At 53.3% G+C, this 20,554-nt stretch carries 20 protein-coding genes; 5 read left to right on the forward strand and 15 right to left on the reverse strand.

Translation table 11 applies throughout. The annotated features are described in order from the left end of the window. Positions 1–35 precede the first annotated feature (35 nt). From E3E30_RS08500 to E3E30_RS08515, 4 genes are all read right to left on the reverse strand, one after another. Positions 36–1,535: a carboxypeptidase M32 gene (locus tag E3E30_RS08500; RefSeq protein ID WP_167729391.1), complete on the reverse strand. Its 1,500-nt coding sequence runs from the start codon at positions 1,533–1,535 to the stop codon at positions 36–38. Between the two features lie 77 nt (positions 1,536–1,612). Continuing rightward, on the reverse strand, positions 1,613–2,173 hold the full coding sequence (locus E3E30_RS08505) for a CGP-CTERM sorting domain-containing protein (protein ID WP_167729240.1): 561 nt from the start codon (positions 2,171–2,173) through the stop codon (positions 1,613–1,615). Positions 2,174–2,298: 125 nt separating this feature from the next. After that, the gene (locus E3E30_RS08510) at positions 2,299–3,474 is read right to left on the reverse strand and encodes a hypothetical protein (protein ID WP_167729241.1); all 1,176 of its coding nucleotides are present in this window, start codon (positions 3,472–3,474) and stop codon (positions 2,299–2,301) included. Beyond that, positions 3,462–4,439 carry a hypothetical protein gene (locus E3E30_RS08515; protein ID WP_167729242.1) on the reverse strand — a complete coding sequence of 326 codons (978 nt, stop codon included), beginning with the start codon at positions 4,437–4,439 and terminating at the stop codon, positions 3,462–3,464. The genes E3E30_RS08510 and E3E30_RS08515 overlap by 13 nt, the downstream gene beginning before the upstream one ends. A gap of 229 nt (positions 4,440–4,668) precedes the next feature. Between E3E30_RS08515 and E3E30_RS08520 the strand changes: the two genes are divergently transcribed. Next, the gene (locus tag E3E30_RS08520) at positions 4,669–5,499 is read left to right on the forward strand and encodes a carbohydrate kinase family protein (RefSeq protein WP_167729243.1); all 831 of its coding nucleotides are present in this window, start codon (positions 4,669–4,671) and stop codon (positions 5,497–5,499) included. On the opposite strand, the gene E3E30_RS08525 is transcribed toward E3E30_RS08520, so the two are convergent. The 5 genes from E3E30_RS08525 to E3E30_RS08545 are packed head-to-tail and all read right to left on the reverse strand — an operon-like array spanning position 5,489 to position 9,560. Then, entirely contained in the window at positions 5,489–5,917 is a 429-nt protein-coding gene (locus E3E30_RS08525) for a hypothetical protein (RefSeq protein WP_167729244.1), read from the reverse strand. The genes E3E30_RS08520 and E3E30_RS08525 overlap by 11 nt on opposite strands. Next, positions 5,914–7,206, reverse strand: a complete 1,293-nt coding sequence (locus E3E30_RS08530; RefSeq protein ID WP_084606333.1) for a DUF58 domain-containing protein — start codon at positions 7,204–7,206, stop codon at positions 5,914–5,916. Before E3E30_RS08530 ends, E3E30_RS08525 begins: the two co-directional genes overlap by 4 nt. Before the next feature lie 9 nt (positions 7,207–7,215). Next, positions 7,216–8,169 carry a MoxR family ATPase gene (locus E3E30_RS08535; RefSeq protein WP_167729245.1) on the reverse strand — a complete coding sequence of 318 codons (954 nt, stop codon included), beginning with the start codon at positions 8,167–8,169 and terminating at the stop codon, positions 7,216–7,218. Continuing rightward, positions 8,159–8,602, reverse strand: coding sequence for a hypothetical protein (locus E3E30_RS08540; RefSeq protein WP_042692009.1), 444 nt, complete (start codon positions 8,600–8,602; stop codon positions 8,159–8,161). The genes E3E30_RS08535 and E3E30_RS08540 overlap by 11 nt, the downstream gene beginning before the upstream one ends. Beyond that, entirely contained in the window at positions 8,580–9,560 is a 981-nt protein-coding gene (locus E3E30_RS08545; RefSeq protein ID WP_240922658.1) for a DUF4129 domain-containing protein, read from the reverse strand. Before E3E30_RS08545 ends, E3E30_RS08540 begins: the two co-directional genes overlap by 23 nt. 72 nt (positions 9,561–9,632) lie before the next feature. Here E3E30_RS08545 and E3E30_RS08550 point away from each other — a divergent pair, with 72 nt between their 5' ends. Then, a complete protein-coding gene (locus tag E3E30_RS08550) occupies positions 9,633–10,124 on the forward strand; it encodes a DUF2118 domain-containing protein (protein WP_167729246.1) in 492 nt (163 codons plus the stop codon). Here E3E30_RS08550 and E3E30_RS08555 read toward each other — a convergent pair whose 3' ends face one another. Beyond that, positions 10,125–10,421, reverse strand: coding sequence for a hypothetical protein (locus E3E30_RS08555; RefSeq protein WP_042692014.1), 297 nt, complete (start codon positions 10,419–10,421; stop codon positions 10,125–10,127). It abuts the gene before it with no gap. Positions 10,422–10,546: 125 nt separating this feature from the next. Between E3E30_RS08555 and E3E30_RS08560 the strand changes: the two genes are divergently transcribed. Next, positions 10,547–11,047, forward strand: a complete 501-nt coding sequence (locus tag E3E30_RS08560; protein ID WP_167729247.1) for a peptidylprolyl isomerase — start codon at positions 10,547–10,549, stop codon at positions 11,045–11,047. Here E3E30_RS08560 and E3E30_RS08565 read toward each other — a convergent pair. From E3E30_RS08565 to E3E30_RS08585, 5 genes are all read right to left on the reverse strand, one after another. Continuing rightward, positions 11,003–11,914, reverse strand: coding sequence for a type II secretion system F family protein (locus tag E3E30_RS08565; RefSeq protein WP_042692018.1), 912 nt, complete (start codon positions 11,912–11,914; stop codon positions 11,003–11,005). The genes E3E30_RS08560 and E3E30_RS08565 overlap by 45 nt on opposite strands. A gap of 5 nt (positions 11,915–11,919) precedes the next feature. Next, positions 11,920–12,972 (reverse strand): type II secretion system F family protein, encoded by a 1,053-nt coding sequence (locus E3E30_RS08570; protein ID WP_042692020.1) that lies wholly within the window; start codon positions 12,970–12,972, stop codon positions 11,920–11,922. A 9-nt stretch (positions 12,973–12,981) separates the two neighbouring features. Continuing rightward, the gene (locus E3E30_RS08575) at positions 12,982–16,605 is read right to left on the reverse strand and encodes an ATPase, T2SS/T4P/T4SS family (protein ID WP_167729248.1); all 3,624 of its coding nucleotides are present in this window, start codon (positions 16,603–16,605) and stop codon (positions 12,982–12,984) included. Between the two features lie 6 nt (positions 16,606–16,611). Beyond that, positions 16,612–17,535: a hypothetical protein gene (locus tag E3E30_RS08580; RefSeq protein WP_240922659.1), complete on the reverse strand. Its 924-nt coding sequence runs from the start codon at positions 17,533–17,535 to the stop codon at positions 16,612–16,614. A gap of 115 nt (positions 17,536–17,650) precedes the next feature. Beyond that, a complete protein-coding gene (locus E3E30_RS08585) occupies positions 17,651–19,114 on the reverse strand; it encodes a DUF515 domain-containing protein (RefSeq protein ID WP_206205123.1) in 1,464 nt (487 codons plus the stop codon). 74 nt (positions 19,115–19,188) lie between these two features. On the opposite strand from E3E30_RS08585, the gene E3E30_RS08590 reads away from it, so the two are divergent. Together E3E30_RS08590 and E3E30_RS08595 are read left to right on the forward strand one after the other, a co-directional pair. Further along, positions 19,189–19,509, forward strand: a complete 321-nt coding sequence (locus E3E30_RS08590) for a TIGR04076 family protein (protein WP_042692031.1) — start codon at positions 19,189–19,191, stop codon at positions 19,507–19,509. Beyond that, on the forward strand, positions 19,478–20,551 hold the full coding sequence (locus tag E3E30_RS08595) for a GTPase (protein ID WP_167729249.1): 1,074 nt from the start codon (positions 19,478–19,480) through the stop codon (positions 20,549–20,551). Before E3E30_RS08590 ends, E3E30_RS08595 begins: the two co-directional genes overlap by 32 nt. The last annotated feature ends 3 nt before the right edge of the window (positions 20,552–20,554 follow it).

Consider the following 20,554-nt stretch of genomic DNA (forward strand, 5'->3'; position numbering starts at 1 on the left):
CCTGTAAAGAAAGATAAGGGAGACAGGGCCGTAAATCACAGATACCTCTCCTTCACCCACCTGATGAAGTAGTCCGGGTTCAGCTCCTCGCCGATAGCTTTCCTGAGGAGCTCCTTCGGCGGGTAGATGCTTCCCCAGCGGTGTATCTTCTCCCTCAGCCAGGCCTTGATGGGCTCGAACTCGGCCCTTGCAACCTTGTCCTCGAAGTCCGGGATGTCCTTCTTCATATGGTAGTAGAGCTGGCTCGCGAGGAGCGTTCCGATGCTGTAGGTCGGGAAGTAGCCTATCGTTCCGTGCGCCCAGTGGATGTCCTGGAGGATTCCCTCGGCGTAGGTCTTCGGCCTTATTCCAAGGAGCTTCTCCATCTCCTCGTTCCAGAGCTCCGGCAAATCCTTCGCCTTAACGCCCTCGTTGAGCATCATCCTCTCAAGCTTGAAGCGGAGGAGTATGTGGAAGTTGTAGGTGACGACGTCGGCTTCAGTCCTAATGAAGTCCGGGCGAACGATGTTGAAGTACAGGTAGACGTCCTCCGGCGTGTAGTTGGCCATGAAGGGCAGATTCTCCTTCAGGACGGGGTAGATTAGCCCCGCGAACTCTCTGCTCCTACCGATGATGTTCTCCCAGAACCTGCTCTGGCTCTCATGGATTCCAAGGGAGACGCCACCGGCTATGGGGCTGAACATGAAGCGCTCGTCCTGCTGGAGCTCGTAGAGGGCATGTCCGAACTCGTGAACCGTGCTCAGTATCGTCCTCCTGAAGTCGTAGCCCTCGTAGCGCGTGGTTATCCTCACGTCCCTGATTCCGAACTCGGTCGTGAACGGGTGGGCGGAGACGTCCAAGCGGGAGCGGACGCCGAGTGGGAAGCCGAACTTCTGGAGAATCCAGAGGTTGACCTTCTCCATCTGCTCCCTCTCATACTTCTCCTTCTCGAGCGGGTGCTCCCTGGGAACCTTGCCTTCCTCCATTATTTTCTCGAGGAGGGGCTTGAGCTCCTTCTCGAGCTTGTCGAACATCCTCTCGACGTCCTTGGTGGTGGTTCCCTCCTCGAAGAGGTCGAGCAGGGCATCGTAGGGCTCGTCCTCGTAGCCGAGATAGTCAGCGGCGCGCTTCGCCAAATCGATTATCCTATCGAGCCAGGGCTCGAACTTGGAGTAGTCGTCGCTCTTCTTGGCCTCCTCCCAGGCCTTGGTGGCCTGGCTCGTGACCTCGCTCATCTCCCTGAGGAACTCGGGCGGGAAGGCCTTGCTGATTCTTATCGAGCGGTCGAGGACGCGAACGACACCGCGCTCGTACTCGTTGAGGTCTTCCAAACCTTTCGCCTTCTCAACCAGCTCGACGAAGTCCGGCTTGAGGAGGAACTCCTGGCTGAGAACCGAAAGCTCGCCCTGGGCTACGCTCCTCTCAAGGATTCCCTCCCTGGGCATGTTGACCTCCATGTCCCAGCCAAGGACGCTCTGGGCGTGGTTGATTGCCCATATCCTCCTGTACTTGGCCAGAATCTCCTTAATCGTCTCGTTCTGGAAGACGCTTTCCATAAACACCACCGGAGAATTTTGGAAGCCGAACTTTTAAACCTTTTCGATGGACATCTAAACGCTCCGTTGGAATGAACTTACTCACTCCATTTCCGCAGTCGTTTGAGGACAACCGCGGTAACGGCGAGGATGATGACGAGGCCCGGCCCGCAGATGGCTTTTTCTTTTGTGTTTGTTGAAGTTGGAGTAGTTGTTTCCATAACTCCCACCGTTGAAGTGTTCGTATGCTCTAACTTTTGTGCCCCGGAACTGCACAACCCAAAGGTTACGCTCGAATTGAAGTACGGGTTAGGTAAAGCCTTGAAACTGGGAAGGGTCCTAATGTAATCCCCTTGTGGACTCATAAGCCTGAGCAGGTCAAAAGCCAGCTTTAAATTCCCGTTCACGTAATAAAGAGCGTAAACACCGGAAGAATTGTCAACTGGAAGGAGGTAGTTTCCCGGGCCGAGAATTATTCCAAAACTGGGTCCACAGGCGTAGTAACAGTTCCCGTAGTCAAATCCTGCGGTGGGAATTATTAAGTAGCCGTCCCCGTCTTTTGCCGCGGCTAACTTCCACTCCCAAACCTTTGGCTGGTAATAATTCGCTAATTCATTTAACGGAATTCTAAGGGTCGTGTCGTTAAAGCGGAAGACCATATAGTCGCTTTCAACAACACCCCTTGCGACAGAACCATTGGAAGCGTGAAAGCTCTCGATTGACTGCCAACAGGTTCCGTTGAGAAGATAAACGCGCGTAGTGTTTAGGATGGGTGGTAGCTCTCTCAAGAGGAGCTCATAATGTCCCCCCAAACACTAAACCGGAACTCGTGGAGTTCCCAAGGCTCGTGAGAGTTTGTCCACGTTGGAGAAAGGTTGAAGAACTTGGGAACACCGCTCACGACAAGATAAGGATAATAATAGGGAATCCACCCGGGCTCTTTCATTGTGGCAATTAAAACCGTTGAGGTTCCATTTGAGATGAGGGAGTAATGGAGCGAGATGTAACGTGAATACCCACCGCCAAAAAACTTGAAGAAAAACTTATGGGCTGGTAGGGGTGTTATCCACCTTTGGGGCGTCATTGCGATTACAGGGTTTTCAAGGTTTCTCAGTGGGTCTCCCTGAGGAGTAATCAGCCTCAAAACGTCCACGAGGGGTTTTAGCTTTCCCTTCGAGTAGAGGAGGATTGGGATTGACTGGTTGGCCCATAACTCGGCACCCTTCGAAAAGTTAACGCCTGCGTAAACTTTTCCGTTGGCTTTCCAGTAGCTCAAACGCAAGGGATAAATTAGGAAGGCTTTTCTGTGAATTACCATGTATGAGGCCGTTGTTGAGTTCCAGATGTAAACCACATCCCTGTAAATGACTCCCCCAAGGTTCTTTAAGAACTGCTCCGGGTAGTATTTTAAGAGTTCCTCCGCTGGAATCTTGAGGGTTGTGTTTGAGCCGTTGAAAACCACGTAGTTCCCCTCTAAGTGTCTAACCATCTGGGAATTCTTGGTGTAGTGAGTGATGACCACGGGTACTGCATAATTACAGGTTAGATAATCGTAGGCTGTGCCGTTTTCCGCCTGCCAGTGAATGATTGGAGCGCCGTCGTAAGAGAAGAGGGTAAAGTCGTTCGTTGGCCATGGGAGCGTTACGTTTCCGAGCCTGTGAGTTACTCCGGAGAGGTTCGTGAGGTTCACGTACTGGAAGGTCCAGTTGGTAATGTTATTGAACGATGGGTACGCGGTGTAAAGAAGGCGGTATTCGCCGGGGGACGAACCATTCACCAGCCAGTAGGGTTTCACCATGATAATGAAGTATGGCAAAATTCCAATACTGTGGGGTTCAAGTCCCTCGATGGTGATTTGATAGGCCTGGAAGGTTTGAGTGCTGGAGGCAGAGACACCGTGAAATGGAACTATTGACATTGAAAGGATGAAAATAAGGAAACCAATCATTATTCGGGACATTTTCTCACTCTCCTCACTGTTTTTTCTGCAAAGAGAGCAGTTGTCCCAAGTAGGACAAGGAAAGCAGGCCCACAGATGCTCTTTTTGCCCCTATTCTCAACCACGGAGTTAGCAGTTGAATTGGTAGTATTCGCACTACCTTTGGCGCAGACAAACTTTTCCAAATCCATGAATTTAGGTGAACGGACGGTTTTGTTATCTGCAACAAAAAGTACGGGGATGTCCTCAACACCTTCCCCTGCGAGGACTTTGATTACCCCCATGTTAACCAAGATGACGCCGTGCTTTGCCTTAAACGCTTCCAGCTTCAGAACCGAAGCATTGACTCCTTCCGGGAGCGCAAGGGAGTAACTTCTTCCCAACCTGAAGTGAACCGTTCCATTCTCAATCCTCACGGGGACGCCGGTTAAGGAACCGCCGGGGATTTTGTAGTTGGAGACGTTCCAGACGGACCCATTGCAGGTGTCTATCTTTGTCCCGTTGGGATACGAGACGATTTTACAAGCTGAAACGTTTTCAAAACAAGCCCCATTGAACCGGTAGAGCGCTTTCACGGTCACGTTCTTGAGGAGCGTGAAGTTGTGGGACACACCTTCAATTGTGATTGTCACGTTTTTGTACGGGACGTGAGCCCTGTTGACGGTTAGAACGTAGAGCGTTCCGTTCACAAAACCGAGGAAGGTTTCCCGGCCGATGTCAGTGCCCCCAAGAAAGACGGCCTTGCTCCCGTCGGTAAGGATGTAGTACTCATCCACCGCACACGACGGTCTAGGCATCCACTCCCCCGCTATCATTTCGCAGGTGTACGTGTTCTCTCCGATTCCAAGGAGAAGCCAGCCGTTGATAATGCTGATTGAATCCACGGAATAAATTTTGTACGGCGAGCAATCGGCTGAGACGGCCGGGAGAAAAAGCAGTGAGAGCACAGAGATTACCAAGACCACGTTGGGAATAACTTTTGACATGCCCCCCACCGAATCTCACGTGGCTCCTCGGATTTCACACAAGCCATTGACAAAATAATCAAAGCTCCTAAAAAGCTTTTGGTTACACTAAATCTCAATAGACAACTCAATACGTTTTATATTTTGTCCATTTAATTGGGTAGTAACCGCTTACCACTCATCCAACTCCACCGTTTGGCTTAAAACCCAAGACAACGTAACGACTCCAATCAAGGTCAGGGGTGATAGAATGGTCGAGCTCGTCGTCCTCGGTCACGTTTCGATAGACACGATAGTTTTCCCGGACGGGAGGAAAATTGAAATGCCCGGCGGGGCCGCGGCGGCTGTAGCGACTTCAGCCTCTCTGGCCGGCGCTAAAGTTGGTCTCGTCACGAAAGTCGGCGAGGATTTTCCGCGGGGATGGCTTGAAAAATTAGCTCAATACGTTGACATCAGGGGAGTTCAAATCCTGCCCGGGAAGACGATTCACATCTGGGTTATCTACAAACCCGACGGAAGCGTCGAGTCGCCGGTCGAGATGGGCGTTGCGGAGAGAATGGGTGAGACGCCGATTCCTGAGGAGTACCTTAAGGCAAAAATCTTTCACGTGGCCCCGATTCCGCCCGAGGAGCAGTTGAAGGTCCTTGAGAGGCTGGAAGGGAAGAATGTGAGCCTCGACTTCAACCCGACATACTACGAGGACTACCGGAGAAAGCCCGACCTCGTGAGGGAGCTCGTATCTATGAGTTACGCAGTTTTTCCAAACGAGAGGGAGGCGAAGCTAATCACCGGCCTCGATGACGTGAAGAAATCCGCCGAGGAGCTGTACTCCTGGGGGGCGAAGCTTGTTGTGATAACAAGGGGAGAGAAAGGAGTCCTGATTTACGACGGAGACTTCCACGAGTTTCCGGCGCTTCCCGTTGAGGGGGAAATTGACCCAACCGGTGCCGGCGATGCCTTCGCGGGTGGCTTTCTGGCCGGGCTCGTGAAGGGGAAAGCGCTTGAGAAGTGCGCGAAGCTTGGCCTTGAGCGGGCGCGGGAGGTTTTGAAGAAGAGGGGAAGCTGGAGCATCAGCGTCTGACCAAGAGGTAGAAGAGAACGTATAGAAGGACTACGAAGATGGCGGCAAGGGCAGTGTTGACGAAGCTTGGAGTGTAGAGGGACAGCAGGTAGGCGAAGTAGTAAATCGGAACGGCAAGCAGGGTTCCAGCGAAGAGAACGTAGTAGTGCTCTGCCGGAGCGCTTCTCTTGGCGAGGTAGATGGATTCCACGTACTGGATGGCGAATATTAGCGTAAAAATGCCCACAAAGCCCCCTATCGAGCGATAAACCAGCAAAAACCCCAGAAATGCGAGGGAAAGATACCCGGCTGGCTCCCATAGAGGAGCCACTAGGGCCAGGGGCAACACGAGGATGAGCTCAATACCTGGGCCAAAATCCATGTAAACGAAGAACGCGAAGAGGGAAAACAACCCCGCGGGGAGAAGCTTCCTAATCATTTGCCGAGCACCTCCGCGATTGCGGCTTTGAGCGGTTTCCTAACGTCCCAGTCTATTATAACGCCGTAGCCGGCGAGATTCTTAAGCACAGCCTTCCTCTTGAGCTGGACGAGCTCCATCGCGAGCTTTTCTTCCTCCGTTTTTGGTTCGTAGAGACTGTTGGGGTTTGGACTTATCACGACAACGTTGTAGCCATAGCGGGCGAGAATCTTCAGCGCATTCCTGCTCTCCTCCGTCAGAAGGGGCGAGAAGTAAATTATCTGGGCCCTCGGTGGAAGGGACGTCTTTACGAGGTGCTCAACCTGGTAGGCGATGAAGTTGTTGTTATCGGGCCTCGCAGTGCTCAGGAAGTCAATGCACTTGAAGAAGTGCCTCTTGCCGTAGTCAACGCGAACCCACAGGGGAATTCTCTCGGCCAGGAGAAGTCCAAAGCTCGTGCCGTCGTTCAGCGCGTTGAGCATGAGGGAAGCCGCCGCCCGGATTAGATAGTCGAAGACCGGTTCGTTCAGCCTTGAGCCGTCAACGACGAAGACGACGTCAACCTTTCTCTCGCTCTCGAACTCGTTGGCCATTATCTTACCTGTTCTCGCTGTGGCCTTCCAGTTGATGACCTTGAGCGGGTCGCCGGGCTGGTACTCCCTAATCGCGTGGAACTCGAGGCCGCCTCCGATGAGGGGAGACGGGAGCGGACCTATCGTTATTTTAGTTCCCTTGGTGGAGTAGGGCGTCTGAACATCGTAAAGAATTGGAACTCCAACTATCTCAGTGAAGTGGTCAACGAACCTGTCGGAGGAGAAGAAGCCAAAGGGGTCGCGGTAGGACACGCGAAAGCCCTCGAAGCGGTGAATCCCGCGCCTCATCCTGACCTTGTACTTGAGAACTCCCTCCTCTCCTGGCTTTAGAGAGAACACCTTCTCGGGCTTTCCAATCACCTCAAGGTCGGGCACGAGGTCGCGGACGTAAAAGTAGTCAATCCTGAAGTCGGTTTTCACGTGAACCTCAATCTCAACCTCCTGGCCCTCAAGGAAGCGGTTGTGATGGACCACGCGCCAGATTTCAACGCTTCCCGTCGGCTTGAAGAACAGGTAGGAAACCGAGAGGAGCGTAAGGTAGGGGAGCACGAGATAAACGAGGCTCCAGCGGAGAAGAAGGAACGAAAAGATTGGAACAACCCACAGGGCAATGAGGTAGAGGGCGAGCTTTGAAGTTGGGGAAACTTCAAGCTCCTCTTCATCCTCCTCAAGAGGAACCACAGAGGGCCGATACGGGAATCCCCCGAAGCCTAGCATGCTCACCCCTCACTCAAACTTGGGAACCGGAACCTTCTCGAGGAGCTTTTCCATAACGCTTTCCTGGGAGACTTTGGTGTACCAGAGCTCGCGCTTGAGGATTAGCCTGTGGCTCAAAGCGGGAACGGCAACGGCCTTCACGTCGTCGGGAATCACGTAATCCCTGCCCTCTATTGCCGCGTAGGCTCTGGAGAGCTTCATTAAGGCCAGGCTACCCCTAGGAGAGGCTCCAATCTCGATGCTCCTCTTGTCCCTCCTCGTCATCTCGACGACGTTGACTATGTAATCGAGTATCGGCTCGCTGATGTAGACGTCCTCGATGGCCCTCTGCATCTCAAGGACTTCCTCAGGTGTCACAACCGGCGTTATGTCCACGTCCTCCTTCTTGCGCTCCATTCTCCTCCTGAGGATTTCCTTCTCTTCCTCCTTCGTTGGGTAGCCGACCCGGAGGCGGACGAGGAAACGGTCAAGCTGGGCCTCTGGGAGAGGGTATGTTCCCTCCTGCTCTATGGGGTTCTGCGTCGCTATGACGATGAAGGGCTTTGGAAGCTCGTAGGTGTTGCCCTCTATCGTTACCTGCCGCTCCTGCATCGCCTCGAGCAGAGCGCTCTGGGTCTTCGGTGGGGCACGGTTTATCTCGTCAGCGAGGAGGATGTTCGTAAAGATTGGCCCCTTCCTGAACTCGAACTCAAGGGTCTTCTGGTTGAAGACAGAAACGCCGAGTATGTCGCTTGGGAGGAGGTCAGAGGTGAACTGGACGCGCTTGAACTGCAGGCCGAGAGCACTTGCAAAGCTCTTCGCCATCAGGGTTTTCGCCAGTCCCGGGAGGTCCTCAAGCAGGATGTGACCATCTGCCAAAATCGTCGTGAGTATCATCTTCAGCACGTTTTCCTTTCCCACTATGGCCTTTCCAACCTCTTTAAGGACGAGGTTGGACTTTTCGTGAACCTCCTCAATCTTCATTCAGCTCAGCCTCCAGAATTTTTATGGCCCTTTTAAGGCCCTCGTAGGGGTTGGGGGATGAGTAGAACGCCTTTAAAGCGGGAGGCGGGTTGGAGCGGAGCTCCTGATAGTTGAACTCCCCATCATAAAGGGTGTAAAGTATCTCAAGGAGCTCCTCCTCGGCCAGGTTTCGTTTCCCTGCCTTGGCTCTGCTCACAATCGTGAGGGCCCTCTCAAAGTCAGGTTTAAGCGGACGGGTATAGGATTCCTCCTTTCTCGGGGAATACGGAATCTTGACGTCCTTCTCAATCAAGATTATGCCGAGGATTACGGCCAGGGTAAATGCCGCAATCCAGCGAACGTAGTACTCGCCGGGGACTATGGACAGGAAAACCAGCAAGCCCGCAAGGAGCATTCTTCCCCTAAAGCTCTCAATCAACTTCCGCAAGCTCACGGGCCTTCCCCCTCAGTTTGTTGTAAACTTCAAGGGCCCTCTCGGCGTCGCTCCAGCTCAGCCTCTCCGGGGCGTACTTTGCCTTCTCGAAGAGCTTTGTGAGTTCAACAAAGGCATCGTGCATGTATTCGACGTGCTCGGCGTGCTCCCAGTGAGTCCAGCTCTCCCTGTAGGGTATGCCAAGGCCCTCTAGCCACAGCACGGCGTTCTTGTAAATCTCAACAATTGCCTCCCGCGGGTCTGAGAACCTTTCAAGGCCTAGCTCATCCAGGGTCTTATCGAATTCAACGGCCTTCTCGATTTTTCTCTTTCTCTCAACTTTCTCCCTGGCCAGCTTTATGTAGTAGTAAGCAAGGTAAACAAGCCCGAGGAGAATCGGAAGGAGAAAGACCAGCCAAAGGTGAGTTGCCACTGGATGATTGAGGAACTTCGTGGCTTGAGTGCTGTTTCCACCGATGAGGGGACCAACGTCGGGAACAACGGTACAGTTTGTGAGGTTGGAGGTTACGTTGGTGGAAGCGTTGTTGGCAGAAGCGTTAAAGAAAAGCGTAGCATTGGCAGCGGTAGCGTTCGTAGCGTTAGCATTCGTAACGTTCGTAACGTTTGGAAAGCACCTCAAAGTCAATTCACTCGATTTATGACTCCAATAGGACATTGTCCCGAACATCAGCATCAAGAGAATACTTACCACGGTGGATGCAATGGCGGCTGCTATCGGTGAACCTCCCTTTTCCCTCGTCCATCTCCTTCCAGCTCCGGGCAAATCCCTCATGTAGAGCGCAAACACTACGAGAATCAAAAGCCCGACGAAAACTCCAAAGAATATAACAAACGTCAGAAAATCGGCCGCTTCAGGGTTTTTCTTATGCGGCGCCGAAAAGGAATAGCTGTCCATCAGGAGGGACATCAAGATTACCGTTATTGTCAGCAACGCAACGAACTTGACTTTAGTGGACATTTTGAGCCACTGGGAATGGTAACGGGGAGAGGTTTAAAAGGTTTACGAATTAGTAAAAATTCAGGTGAGAGCATGGAGAGGGTTCCGAAGCTCTACGTTGAAGGCAAGAGGGAAGAGTGCGTTGAGAACGGAAGGGCGGCGAGGGAGTGCGTAATAATAGACGGCAACGTAGAGGTGTGGCTCAAAAAAGGAGACGCAGTTCCGGATTTCATAGGGGAGAAAGCGAAGTTCCTAATCAAGGAGGTCTACGACCGCTTTTACCTTTACGTGGACAGAACCACCAACAGGATGAGCGCCGACGCGGTTCTCGTTCTCCCAGACGGCAGGACGAGGATTTACCTCAGGAAGGGCGACGAGCTGATGCTTCTCCCCGTTGAGGGCTTCACCAAAACGCTGATAGCGAACGTTGGAAACAGGGTGAGGACTGGAGACGCCTTCGCTGCGGTAACGACGAGAAAGGGGGAAGTCCACTACCTCAAACCGCCGAGGAACGGGACCGTAGTGTTCATTGACGAGATAACGAACAGACCCCACTACGTCTACTACATCCTCCCCGAGGAGTAATCACTCGCCCTTCATTCCCTTTATCATCGCATCGATGCTCGACTTCAGCGCGAGGTTTATGGCATCAAGCTTGTCCATTCCTTTTATCGTGCGCGTGTTGTGGGCGCTCGTTATGATTAGGGACCATTTGTATATTTCGTCCTTAACCGGAATGCTCTGGAACATCGCGATGAACTTCTCACCGCCAGAGCTCACTTCAACTATCTCAACGTCCGTTTCCCCGAGCTTCGAAGAGTAGACCTCACGAACCTCAAGGTTACCATACTCGTCCCGAAGGACGTCAGAAAGGTATCCCATATCAATCACCATTATAACATTAGGCAAAGGGCCTTATATACCTACCGCACGGGAAAGCCATGAACCAAAAGGGTTATAAGGGGTCGAAGTAAGTCCCAGTGAAGCAATTTTTGGAGTTGAAGGAAATGAAGGTTGAAGCTGGCGATTACGTTCTGTTCAACTACGTTGGAAGGTTTGAGAACGGTGAAGTTTTCGACACGAGCATAGAGGAGCTCGCTAGGAAACACGGTGTTTACGTTGAGGACAGGGAGTACGGCCCGATGTGGGCCAGGATTGGCGTTGGTGAGATTATCCCGGGCCTCGACGAGGCCATAATCGGCATGGAACCGGGGGAGAAGAAGACCGTCACTGTTCCTCCGGAGAAAGCCTACGGCATGCCAAACCCGGAGCTAATCATCAAGGTTCCGGTCGAGGAGTTCACGAGGGCGGGCCTTGAGCCGCAGGAAGGACTCTACGTCATGACCGACTCGGGGATAGCTAAGATTCTGAAGGTTGAGGAAAACATGGTTTCCCTTGACTTCAACCACCCCCTGGCAGGAAAAACGCTGATTTTCGAGGTCGAGGTAATAGAGGTAAAGAAGTCAGAAGCCGATGTTGATAAGGGAAGCACCCTTGAAGATAACTGAACCCATTGCGACAAGCAACGCCGCGTACTTGAGACCGGCGTTGTAGCTCCCTTCTCTTATTACCCCTATTCCAAGTCCAGAGACCAGGGCCTGGATTATCACAAAGATGAACAGTATGTTCGTCATTGAGTCAACGGGCAGGTTAACTCCGGTTCCCGGACCGCTCATTGAGGCCATGACCTTTGTAACGATACCGAGAATCATCGGGCCCACGAAACCACTCGTCACTATGAAGAACATCGCCTGCATTCCAGTCGAGGCTTTTCTCTCCTGCTTTATCCTGAGGATTTCACGCACGTCGTTTCCAACGAACACCAGAACGTCACTCATCGGCGCTCCCCTTTCGAGGGCCTCTATAATAATCATCATCGAGCGGTAGATAACCTGGGACTTCCTGTTCCTTATGGCAAAGGCCCTGAGGGCATCAATGGTGGAGCGACCCTTCTTTATCTCCGCGACTGTCTTCTTGAACTCCTCGGTGAGGGCGCCGAACTTGGCGGTAGTCAGCTCTTCCAGCGCCTCGGAGAAGGATATACCCGCCCTCAGAGAACTGGCCAGATAGAAGAACGCATCTGGCAGGTTCTTCTCCATGTCCTCGATTCTTTTGGATATCCTCCAGTAAGGATAGACGAACGCCATGCCGAGGAAGCCACCAACGAAAGCAACGAGACCGTAGAGCCCGTTGCTCAAGAGGGAAACGAGGAGCCCAGCGATAACGCCTATAAGGAAGGAGACCACTAGGTATTCCGCCGCGAGGAAGTTTATACCGGCTGAATAAATGTAGAGTTCATAGCGCTTGAGGTGTTTCTCGGGGATTATTTTCTCAACCAGCGCAACGAGGAGCGATGAAATTCCCTTACTGGCCAACACTCTCACCTCGGTTCAGCCTTCTTAATCATGTTGATGATAATCAGGGACATCGCCGGGAAGGCTAGGATTAGGATAATCGCGAGGGTCTGAATGTCAAATATCAGTTGCTGGGCCATAACTGAACCCGCAAGGACACCCACGACGAACATCGTCGGCATGACGATGGTCATGAACATGTAGATGAACGCTATACCGTTGACCTTCTGAACGTACTCAACGAGCTTCATCCTGTACTCGAACGAGAAGTCCTCGGCGAGCTTGTAGAGTATCTCCGCAAGGTTTCCACCGAACTTGACGGCCCTCAAAATCTGCTTAACGACCCTGCTTATGTTCTCCGAGGCCATTTTCTCCTCGAACTTGGTGAGGGCGTCTTCGAAGGAGGAACCTGTCCTCATGTCCCTTAGGATTAGCTCGAACTCCTCTGAGAGAACCCCGTAATCCGCCTTCGCAACCGACAGTATCGCCTCCGCTATACCAACACCGGCGCTGAGGAGGGACGCCATGTGCCTCAGAGCGTAGGGCATCGTCCTCTCAACTTCGGTTACGCGCTTCTTCCACACCATCTTGGGGTACTGCCTCATGTAAAAGAACCCGCCTAGGAATCCGAGGAGCCCTATGAGTATTGAAGTGTCTATGGGCATGTAGAGGAGGTACGCGAACACGAAACCGAAGAACCCTGATATCATGGCGACGCCGAGCATATAGGCTACGTACTTCTCCTTGGGCATGAAGATGCTCGCTCTGTACAGGTCCTGGTCGAGGCCCTTGATGGAGTTCGTGAGGGACTCAACGGGGCCCCTGAAGTACTTGAGTATCGTCTCGGCGAGTCTCTCGGAGAATGGCTTGCTTATCTCCTCCTTACGCCACTCTATGAGTTCTTCAACCAGACGTTCCTGTTCGCTCTGCATCTTTTCCTGCTCTATCTCCTTCTGGAGCTCCTTGAGGGCACGAAGTCTTTCCTGGATTGACCTGCCCTGGGGAACGCGACGGAGGGGCTTCTCGGTAATTTCTATCGTCTTGCCACCCAACCTCTCAAGGAATTCTATGAGCCCCATGGTAACACCTCACATCATCCGTTGAATCTGCTTGCTGGTTTCAATGCTACTCTCAGAGGCTATCTTCTTCATCAGACCTTCCTCATCAATGTAGAACTGCCTGATGTAGTAGCCGACTTTGTCTATGCTTCTGATGCCGTTCTCAATCATCCATTCAAGGATTATCTTGCGCTTCTCAATCTCAAGCTCTATCTCCTTCATGCTCATTCCTGTATGGTGGGCAAGGGTGTTAAGGGTTCTGCTCGGAACTCCTGTAGGAACGAGTTCATCCTTGGCCGGGTCGTATTTGTAGAGCTTGTTGAGCTGTATGCTCTCACCCTCTATTCCCGAAACCTCCGCTATCTCCGTAACGCGCCTTATGGTTCCCTTCTTCCTGCTGTGGAAGCGGACCTGCATGATGATTATATCAAGGGCAGGAATCATAATCCTCGGGACGTTCATCGGCGGACTCTCCAGCCTGACTATCGTCTCACGGGCGCTGTTTGCGTGGATTGTTCCCATACAGTTCGACACAAGGATTCCGTTGGCGACGTAGTTGTGGTCCTCCTCAACGGTCAGGTCGTAGAGGTACTCTATGCCCAGCTCCTTGGGCTCGACTTCTTCAACGCTCACAACCTCGTCCCAGTAGACGTCTCCATCGGCGATGAGCTCAAGCCTCTTCGCCTGAACCCAGGTCTCTTCATCCCCCAGGTCGCTCGCAACCTGCTGGAGGGCGAGCGCTATGCCCCTGAGCGCGGAGCGCCTGATTTCCTTCATCCTTCCCTTCTCAACGTGCCTTATGAGGCTCTCCGAGACCTTCTCGCCGGCATAGCTTGAGGCGAGCTTCGAAAGCTCCGAAACCGTGAGGTTAAGCCTTCTCCTGAGGGGTTCGAGCATCGCCGGCGAAATCGGAACGCGGTCGGTTCTCTTTCCGCGGTGGGAGCGGTACTTTCTGATGAGCTCCTCAAGCTTCCCCCTCTTCCTTGAGTGCCTGAGCGGTATTGAGCGGTGGAATTTAACCAGGTCTTCAACTCCCCTGACCGTGACCCTGAATATTACGCCCTCCTTGTAGCCCCTGTTCCTCACGCGGGAGACGGTGCTTATTATTCCAAGCCTCTGGAGGGCGTACCAGACCTTTCTCGCGAGGTTCTCGCTCCTTGTTGTCAGGACAACCGCCGGGCCGTTCTCGTCTATGTATGCATCGGCATCGAAGAGACCCGCTATGAAGTGCCTCAGCAGGTCGTCGTTCGAGAGAACCAAATCCGGAACGTCGAGGCCCTCCTTGCGCCCCTTGGGTATCCCGAAGGCCCTGTGGAGGAACTCGGCGAAGGGCCTTGAGCCGTAGGTTACCACCGTGTAAGCGGGTTCACGCTTTATCTGCGGCTCGCTCTCGGGAAGGAACTCTGAGATGGCAGAGGTGAAGGCTTTCATGTAGGATTCATCGTCGAAGGTGGCCGAAATGTAGTAGCCGTCCGAGGATATGTAGCCGTCTCCAAGGAGGACTCCAACGGCGTAGGAAAGGCTCTCGTTCACCTCGCGGACGAGCTTCACGGGCTTCGAGTTGATTGAGAGTAGATACTGCGCCATCTCGGGAGGAATGCCATCGTTCGGAACCTTTACGAGGCCGTTTCCGTTGGGGACTAGGTAGTAGTCGCTTATCCCCGCGTAAACCTCGGGGTTGATGATTGCTCTCCTCTGCGGCGGCCTTGGGGGCTTCCTCATCACTGCCACTCTGTCACCGGGTTTGAGCTTCTCCGCTTCCTTTCTCACCACGTCGCCGTCGGAGAACACGAAGAACGGATGGGTCTTGGTGAGTATCACCTCGTTGCCCGTCCGCGTTCTCACGCGGATGAGTTTCTCCCCTTCTCTAACCTTCCTCCTCCAGACCCTCGAAACGACGTGCTTTCCTGCCTTGAGGTCTGGACCAACGCTCACAACCTCGAACCTGTCTTCCTCGTCGAGAACCACATACTCCAAATCCTTATAGGTTTCAATCCTGTCGGAGTATTTCCTAAAGAGTTCCTCTAGCAGGTCTCCGATTAGGACGAAGCGACCGTCCGAGAGCTGGATAACTGAGAAATCGTAGAGGGCTCCATTATGGCCCGTGTTCATGGCTGTGAACATCGTCCTTGCCTCGGGACCACGAACCTCACCGACGATGATTCTGTCGGGACGCATACGGAGGGTGTTCTTGACGAGGTCGTCCATGGTGACCTCTCCCTTGCCCTCGAGGTTCGGTGGCCTCGTCTCAAGCCTTATCCAGTGCTCCACCGGGAGCTGGAGCTCGGCGGTATCCTCTATGCTTATGACGCGCTCGCTCGGTGGGATGAACATTCCAAGGGAGTTCAGCATCGTCGTCTTTCCGGAACCGGTTCCCCCAGCGACGAGAACGTTGGCCGGTTTAACGCCGAGACCGTCAACGAAAACCCAGAACAAAGCCGCTATCTCTGAGTTTATGGTTCCGTACTTGATGAGGTCGATTATGGTGAGCGGGTCCTTCTTGAACTTACGTATGGTTATCGTCGGACCGTCGAGGCTTATCGGCGGAATCGTCGCGTTAACACGGCTTCCGTCCGGAAGACGGGCGTCGAGGAGCGGGCTCTGCTGGTCAATCCTCCTGCCGACTTCCCTCGCTATCCTCTCGATGATGTTGAGTATCTCCTTCTCCTCGGGAAACGTGATGTTGGTCTTACACATGTTGAAGCGCCTGTGCCAGACGTAGACTGGCCTTCCCGTTCCTATGACCATAATTTCCTCAAGGTTGTCGTCCCTGACGAGCGGGTCGAGCTTGCCGTAGCCTATCATCTGCTGGACTATCATGTCGGCCAAGACTTCAATTCTTCCTTCGGAGTAGTGAGGGGCCTCCTCCTTAATCATCTTCTTTACCGCGTTGAGGAAGACTTTCCTGCGCTCCTCTGGGTTGGGTATCGCCGTTGGGTCTATCTGAATCTCGGTTATGGCCCTCTCCTTAATGCGCTTGAAGAGCTGCTGCTCCTCCCTGCTGAGCTTGGGGAAGCGGACCTCGTAGATTGGAACAGGCTCACCCTTGACCTTGATTATACGGACGTTGCCATATGCATCCAAGACTTCACCCCTGCCGGCAAAGGAGGGCTCTTCTGGGGCGGATGCTCCAAGGATGTCCTGTATATTAGCGGAGGGCTTCCTAGCAGGCTGGGGAACGCTCCTAGCCGGGGAAGCTGGAGTAGGTTCAGGTTTTGAAAGAATCTCGCTCAGGAAATCGGCACCGGTCTCGCTACCCTTCGGCGCGGGGAGTGGGGGTGAACGTGAGACTTTTGATTCAACTGGCTTGGGCTTCGGTTTCGGCTGGGGAGTCGAGGAGCCTCCCAAGAGAGAACTCAGCAGGTCGGCACCAGTTTCGGGTGTTGACTGCTCCCGCTTCTGTGCTGGAGCCTCTTCCTTTCCCCCGAGTATGGAGCTTAAAAGGTCAGCACCGGTCTCCTTTGGCCCCTCTTTCGGCTTATCCTTTGAAACACCCCCAAGTATGTCCTCAAGGCCTCCACCGGAAGATGAAAACGGGAGGGGTGGCTCTTCCTCTTTCTTCTTGAGAACCTTCTCAAGGGGGTCCTCGCTGCCGGAGAGTATCTCGTCTATCCAGGAGAACCCCTCCCCCTTCTTCTTTTTCTCACCGAACACGAACTCTCACCGTCCGGAGTTGTTATTCCAGCTCACGCGATAGGTTATATCAATCCTGTCACCCATGAAGACTACCCACACCGGGAAGTCAGGGCCGTTATAAGGCTTCCTATCAACACTAACTGGTGAACCCACCCTAACGCCAGAGATAAGGGTGTCGGTGAGTTTAAAGAGGTTGTTCTCCGGCATTGTAACGTTAACTGCTCTCTTCGCCGGCCCATTAACGCCGGAGTAGCCCCAGACGAACCTCTGAAGGTACTCCTGGTAGGTCATGGTGTAGTTGGGAGTGTAGTCGTAGGTTTCGCCATCGAGGAATATAACCGGCTGGGCAACCGCGAAGAAGACGTGGAACAGCTTGTCCTTGCTGTTGAAGTTGGGAACGTTGGTAATCCTGAAGTCAACGAGACCCTCGTATTTGAGCACCTTCACGTTTCTGTCGAGGATGGGAAACATCGAGCGAACGCTCAGGAAAGTGGGCCTGTTTATGAGCCGGGGATAAACCGAGCCGCAGACGAGACTATCAAGGCCACCGTTGTTGTCGAGAACCGCGCTGACGAGAGTGCCGTTTTCGTAGGTGAGCTTGGTGAGCCTGCCCGCGTCGCCGCAGGGCGAGTTGAAATCGAGGAGTGGAACAAGGTAGGAGGAGTTCTCGGTTATCCTGAAATTGACCACGACGGTCTCGTAGGGTGCGAGCCAGAAGCCAACAAGGTAGTTGACGGATTTGGAGAGGAGCTCCCTTGAAACCGCACCCTGAAGCTCACCGGTGGCCGTTCTGTAGTTGTAGAGGTACTCACTTCCGTTTCCGCGGAGAACCCTGAAGTCATACCTGGGGTTAACGAGGACGTACTTGGGATAGGGGGCAGTGTTAACGAGGGTGACGTTGAAATCAACCATTATTTCACCGAGGAGGCCTATGTTATTGTAACTCATTCCCCCAGGGAGCGTGCCGGGGAGGGTGTAATCTTGGGCTAGGGAAAATGCGGGAAGCGAGAATAACAGGGTGAAAAGCAAAAGAAGTGAAAGGAGTCTCCTCATGGGCACCACCTCACGTTGAAACCTTTGCCACGTAGAGGTACTGCTGGTTCTGGAGTATGTCCGGGACGAAGATTGACGGAACCTTAACGATTACGAGGAACTCGGTGTTGGGCGGGAGCACCAGCATGTCCGAGGACTGTTCGAGGTCTATGACCTTCCATCCGTAGCTCTGAAGGGCCTCCTTCGCCTGGTCGCTGGCCTGTATCTTTCCGGCGGCTATTGCCTTCAGTATCTCCGCGAGGTTAACGCTGTAGGAGTAGCTGGCGGAGGAGCTCTGGCTGGCGCTCTGGGAGTTTGAGTACGTGTCCGAGACGGTGGTGCCGTTGGAGTACTGGAAGTCGCCCGGATTGTATGTTGACGCATGGTTCTCGTTGTAGGTGGTCGAGGTGGAGGAGCTGGTTGAACTGCTCTGGCTCTGGGATTCGCTGACCGAAATCTGACCGGCGTTTGTCGGAAGGAGGACGAGTTCAACGTAGCCCTGGTTAACTATCTCGCGGTAAGAACCCTTGGTGCCGTTCTTAGCGAAGAACATCACGGCGTCGCCCGGCTGGATGAAGCCACCGGTAATCCTGTCCCTGGGCAGAACGAGGGCAATCTCAACGTACTGAACCTTGTAAACCTTGTACTGGAGCAACTCGGTGTAGCTCGTGATAGCACTCAGGAGGGATTTAGCTTCCGCCTTGGATAGGAACTGTTTGGTGCCCTCCTTCTCAAGGATAACATCGTTGCCCGGAATGTTGTCAATCTTCCAGAAGTAGTAGTCCCTCCAGAGCGAGAGAAGGTATGAATCGGGGTTTATGGAGTTAACCTCCTCAATGGTCTTGGCGCTCATGACCTGGCTCTCAAGGGTCTTCATGGCGGAGACGACCTTGGTCCTGAGACTGTCGGGGAGGGGCATCGAGAGGAGCGGCTGGAACGCAACCTCAATGGCCTGAATCTTAGCCTGCTTGGTCTGGTTAAGCTGTTTCTCATAGGCTATCCTTTCCTGCTCTTTGACGCACTCCTGATAAACCTGAACCGCCTTGTCAAAATAGGCCTTAACGTTTATCTCCTTCAGCTCATCGACGCTGTTGGCGCTCTGAATCTTCTGGAGAACGAGGTTTCTGACCTGAACGGCTTTCTGGGCACAGTCCTTGTTGGAGAAGTTGTAGTGTGAGAAGTAGTAGTTGACCTCGTTGACCTTCTTGGTACGAAGGTCCTTCAGCTCGTTTGCGCTCCGGCTCTGCATGTAGGAATAAACGCCGATTGAGATAATTAGGATGATTATGATTAAAATTGACGCACCAATCAGAATCCTCTTGCGCCTCTCCCTCTCACGAATGCTACTGATGGAGCGCGGTCTGCGCGGTGGCTTCTTCGCCGAAGCCGTCGGTGGTTTAACCGGGGGAGTCTCGGGCTCGGCCGTTACCTTCCCGAGCTCCCTCAGACGACGTATTTTCGCTTCAATATCCTCTGCCACTTTGAGCACCACCATCATAGTTATCGCTAAGCCATTAAGGTCTCGAATAGTTTTTGAGCATTAATCCTTATTTAAGTTTCGGTGAGAACGTGGAACGGTTGGAAATAGTTGTCAAAGAAGTGAGAGGAAAGTGCCCTGTCTTCAAAGAAGGTGACAGAATCGTTGTAGAAGGCCCAACGATAAAACTGGACGAGACCGATGCAATTTGCACCCACGCCTTCGCGTCGCTACTGCCCTACATAGTGGCCCTGCGAAAGGGTATTAAACCGAGCGAGCTAGGCCTCGGAAGGGGAGAGAAAGCCTACGTTCAGTGCCTCGACCCGGGACCGCCGTACACCGACGGAGGAACTGTAATCTTCGAGATAACGGTGGTTAAAGATGAAGCAGAGGAAAGCCTGGAAGGTCGTTAGGGAAGTTATAGACGAGGCCGACGTGATAGTCGAGGTAGTCGATGCGAGAGACCCGATAGGAACGCGCAACAGGAAGCTTGAAAGGCTCGTACAGGAGGAGGGCAAACCGCTACTCATAGTGATGAACAAGGCCGATTTGGTGCCGAAGGAGTGGGCCGAGGAGTACAAGCGGAAGAGCGAGATACCGGTAGTCTTCATATCCGCGAGGGGGAGGAAGGGAACCGGAATCCTGAGGAGGGAACTCAAAAAGCTCGCAAAGCCCCTCCTGGACGAGAAGGAGAAAGTTAAGGTGGCCCTCATAGGCTATCCCAACGTCGGCAAGAGCACGATAATCAACACCCTGAAAGGAAAAAGGGCCGTCGGAACAGCCCCGATACCTGGCTACACCAAGGGGAAGCAGCTGATAAGGCTCAGCAAGAAGCTCTGGCTTCTCGACAGCCCCGGAGTCGTTCCGATAGACGACTTCGACGAGCTGGTCATTAAAGGGGGGTTCCCAGCGGATAAGATTGAGGAACCCGTCAGGCCGGCCTTAAAGCTAATCTCCAGAATCCTCGAGACGAGGAGGGAAGCCATAACCGAGAAGTTCGGCATCGAGGAGTTCGAGAGCGAGGAGGAAATCCTCAGGCGGATAGGGGAAAAGAGGGGCCTCATAAAGGCCGGCGGAGAGGTTGACTTGGAAGAAACTGCGAGATGGCTCCTCCGCGAGTGGCAGACAGGTCGCTTCACGCTGTTCGCGAGCGAGGAGGAGAAGAGCCAAGACTTCATCTGGAACTTCAAAGATGTCCTCGAGGGCGTTGAGAGGGAACTCCTCCTCGACCCGAGGAGAATCCTCTGGCGCTATGAGGATGAGCTGAGAGAGAAGCTCGACAACCAGAAGAGAGCAGGAGTAAGGGAGATAGAGGGAATAACCGTCGGCATAGCGACGGGCTTCAAGAAGTGCGACTCTGCTTTGAAGTTCCTCGAGGAGCTGACAGGGAAGAGCGTCATCGCGAGCGAGTGCTTCGGGAAGAAGTGGAAGGGCGTTATAGCGATACTGGAGTGATGG

It is taken from the genome of Thermococcus sp. 9N3 (assembly GCF_012027685.1).
GTDB lineage: Archaea > Methanobacteriota_B > Thermococci > Thermococcales > Thermococcaceae > Thermococcus > Thermococcus nautili.